The following is a 3506-nucleotide window of genomic DNA, read 5'->3' as shown; positions in this document are numbered from 1 at the left end:
GAGCCGGCGAGGACGCCCTGGACGAAGTAGCGCTGGAACGCGAAGAACACGGCCAGGGGTACGACCAGGGACAAGAACGCGCCGGGAGCCAGGATGTCGATGTTCCCGGTGAACTGCCGCATCTGGGACTGCAGCCACTTGGTCATCGGCTGGGAACCGGTGTTGGCGAACACCAGCGAGACCAGCATGTCGTTCCACACCCACAAGAACTGGAAGATCGCCAGCGAGGCGATCGCCGGGCCACCGAGCGGGAAGATGACCTTGACGAAGATCGTCCATTCCTTCCCACCGTCCATCCGCGCGGCCTCCAGCAGATCCCGCGGGATCCCGGCGAAGAAGTTCCGCAAAAGGAAGATCGCGAACGGCAACCCGAACGCCACATGGAAGGCCACCACACTCGGGATCGACCCGAAGACCCCCAGCCACCCGTACAGCTTCGAAACCGGGATCAACCCGACCTGCACCGGCACGACCAGCAACGCCACCACGATCAGGAACAACCAGTCCCGGCCCGGGAACTCCAGCCACGCGAACGCGTACGCCGCCAGCGAGGCGATCCCGACCACCAGCAACGTCGCCGGCACCGCGATCAGCACCGTGTTCCAGAACGAGTCCACGAAATCAGGCTTGGACAGCAGATCGCTGTAGGCCTTGAACGTCAGCTGGGAGGGGGCGGAGAAGATGTGCCACCAGCCACTGGAGTTGTCGTTCTGCTGCGACCGCAGCGAGGCCACGAACAACCCCAGGGTCGGCACCAGCCACACCACCGCCACGACCAGCAACACGACCTGAACCACCCCGCCGCCCACCCGGGCGGCGATCCGCGAGGCGATGCTCCGGCGGGGGGCGCCGCTCAGACTGGAACGATCCTCCTTGATGACCGCGGGTGCGGTCGCCGTCTCGGTGCTCATCGCTTCTCCTGTCGAAACTTTCGCAGGTTGAACAGCATCGCCGGGACGACCAGCAGGAACAGCAGGATCGCCACCGCCGAACCCGCACCCTGGTCGTTACCGCCGCCAAAGGAGTCGGTCCACATCCGTACCGCCAGGACCGACGCGTTCGGATCACCGCCACCGATGATGAACACCAGGTCGAAGACCTTCAACGCGTAGATCAGCAGCGTCACGAACACGACCGTCAGCACGGGCGCCAGCAGCGGGATCGTGACGCGGCGGAACACCTGCCACTCCGTCGCACCGTCCACCCGCGCCGCCTCCAGGGCGTCGCGGGGGATGGCCGCCAGCCCGGCCGCGATCAACACCATCGCGAACCCGGCCCACACCCACATGTACGAGGCGATGATCGCCGGAGTGATCAACGCCGAACCCAGCCAGTTCACCCCGCCGTAGGAGGCCGCGAAATTGTCCTTGGGCAACTTCAGCGTGTACGAACCCGCGGGCAGCTTCTTGATCACGAACGAACCGTCGTCCTCGGTCGTCGCCGAACCCACGACCTTCGATCCGGAGACGGCCTGGACCTTCATCCCGCCCAGCCCGGCCTCACTCGCGTCCGGGGCGTTGAGCGTGCCACCGCCGCCCTTGGTGAAGTCGAACCAGACCAGCCCCGAGATCCCGCCGGGCGCCGCCGCGGGGGCCTTGGCCGGGGTGACCGTCTTAGGCAGGTTCTCGGGCTTGACACCGACCAGCGGGAGGATCGCCGTGCCGCCCGGCTGGACGGCCTGGCGGCTCATGACCGCGCCGCCCTGTGCCACGTCCGGGCTCTTGTCACCGTCGCGCACCGAGGCGCCGGGATAGCGTGAACCGCCGGCGAAGGTGTCGTGCACGCTGGTGACGACCGCGTTGGCCACACCCATCGAGGGGTCCTGCTCGTACACCAGACGGAAGATCACACCCGAGGCCAGGAACGAGACGGCCATCGGCATGAAGACGACCATCTTGAACGCCGTCGACCAGCGAATCCGCTCGGTCAGCACGGCGAACAGCAGGCCCAGAATCGTTACCACTGTGGGGGCGACCACAACCCAGATCGCGGTGTTGCGCACCGCCGTGAGGCTGTCATGGTCGGTGAAGATGGCGGTGTAGTTGTCCAGCCCCACCATCTTCTTGCCCGAAGCGTCGAAGAAGCTCCGGATCGCGGTGTAAATGATCGGGTAGCACACGAGCGCGCCCAGCAGCAGCAGCGCGGGGAGCAAGAACCCCAGCGCGAGCCACGAGGGCGGGCCGAGCCGGCCCGATCCGCCATCTACGGGGGGCGGATCCCCGGCCTCGCCGCCGTCGTGCGGCGAGGCCATCTCTTCAGTGATCGCTGTCATGGTCCCGGCTTACTTGTAGGCCTTGGCCGCGTCCGACTCCAGCTTCGCCTGGGCACCCTTGATGTCGCCCGGGTTCTTCACCAGACCACGCAGGTCCTCCCACTCGCCCTGACCAGGCGTACCACCGAACGCCGCCGGCGTCTGGTCGGACATGTCATAGCGCGCCGCGTCACCGGCCGCCTGCATCTGCGCCACCAGCTGCTTGGTCAGCGCGTCCGGGTAGGCGTCGGGCTTGACGTTCTTGTCCGGCGAGATGTAGCCGCCGCCACTGGCCCAGACCGTGCCCGCCTCCGGAGAGGCGAGGTACTTCATCAGCGCCATCGCGCCCTTGCTGTCCTTCATCGCCACCGCGGTGTCACCGCCCAGCACCGCCGGCGCGGTCGCCCCGGTCTTGGGGAACGCGAACACCTTCGCGTCGGTGCCGACCTTGGAGGAGGTGGTGCCGATGTTCGCGGCGGCGAAGTCGCCGCCATAGACCATCGCGGCCTTGTTCTTGCCGAACGTGTCCGTCACCGAACCGTCGAACTTCTGCTGAAGCGCACCCGAGGTGCCACCGGCCAGCATGTTGCCCTTGCCCCAGACCTGCACCAGCGTCTGCAGCGCCTTGGTCACCGACGGGTCGGTCCACTTGATCTCGTGCTTGGTCAGCTTGTCGTACATGTCCGGCCCCGCCTGGGACAGGTACACGTTCTCGAACCAGTCCGTCAGCGTCCAGGAGTCACCCGAACCCGCCGCCAGGTCGAACGGCGTCGAACCCGCATCGGACAGCGTCTGCGCCGCCTTGGTGAAGCTCGCCCAGTCCGTCGGAGGCTGCACACCCGCGTCGTCGAACGCCTTCGTCCGGTACCAGATGATCGACTTGTACGCCGCCTTCACCAGCACGCCGTACGTCTTGCCATCCACCGAACCGAGATTCTTCCAGTACGGCGTGTAATTCGCATCGATCGCCGCCGTGACATCCGCCGACAACGGCTTCAAATCACCCTTCTTGGCGTACTGCGCGACCAGACCCGGCTGCGGCAGGATCGCGATGTCCGGCGGCTGCTTCGCCTGCAGACGCGGACCAAGATAGGCGTCCTCGTTCTCACCGGTGGACGCGTAATTCACCTTCGCCCCCGTCTGCTTCTCAAAAGCCGACAAAACCTTCTGGAAGTTCGCCTGCTCCGGACCCGTCCACTTCGCCGCGACCTCAATGGTCGTGCCCTTGAGCTCCTGCGTACCAGTGCTCGCCTTG

At 66.3% G+C, this 3506-nt stretch carries 3 protein-coding genes; all 3 read right to left on the bottom strand.

Translation table 11 applies throughout. From position 1 onward, the window contains the following. The coding region (locus tag QWU11_RS47005) for a carbohydrate ABC transporter permease (RefSeq protein WP_290121125.1) at positions 1 to 911 on the bottom strand (911 nt) is incomplete at its 3' end. Beyond that, entirely contained in the window at positions 908 to 2272 is a 1365-nt protein-coding gene (locus QWU11_RS47000) for an ABC transporter permease subunit (protein ID WP_290121124.1), read from the bottom strand. The genes QWU11_RS47005 and QWU11_RS47000, both read right to left, overlap by 4 nt. A 9-nt stretch (positions 2273 to 2281) precedes the next feature. Continuing rightward, on the bottom strand, positions 2282 to 3506 hold a 1225-nt coding region (locus QWU11_RS46995), incomplete at its 5' end, for an extracellular solute-binding protein (protein ID WP_290121123.1).

Origin of the sequence: Actinomadura sp. DC4 (assembly GCF_030406325.1) — a bacterium.
Taxonomy (GTDB): Bacteria; Actinomycetota; Actinomycetes; order Streptosporangiales; family Streptosporangiaceae; genus Actinoallomurus.
The sequence above is the reverse complement of the archived record's forward strand: the minus strand, read 5'-3'. Positions and strand labels throughout refer to the sequence as shown.

What these genes read in the sequence shown, in the direction of transcription:
- QWU11_RS47000 (WP_290121124.1), bottom strand. Translation starts at nt 2,272, where the DNA reads ATGACAGCGATCACTGAAGAGATGGCCTCGCCGCACGACGGCGGCGAG.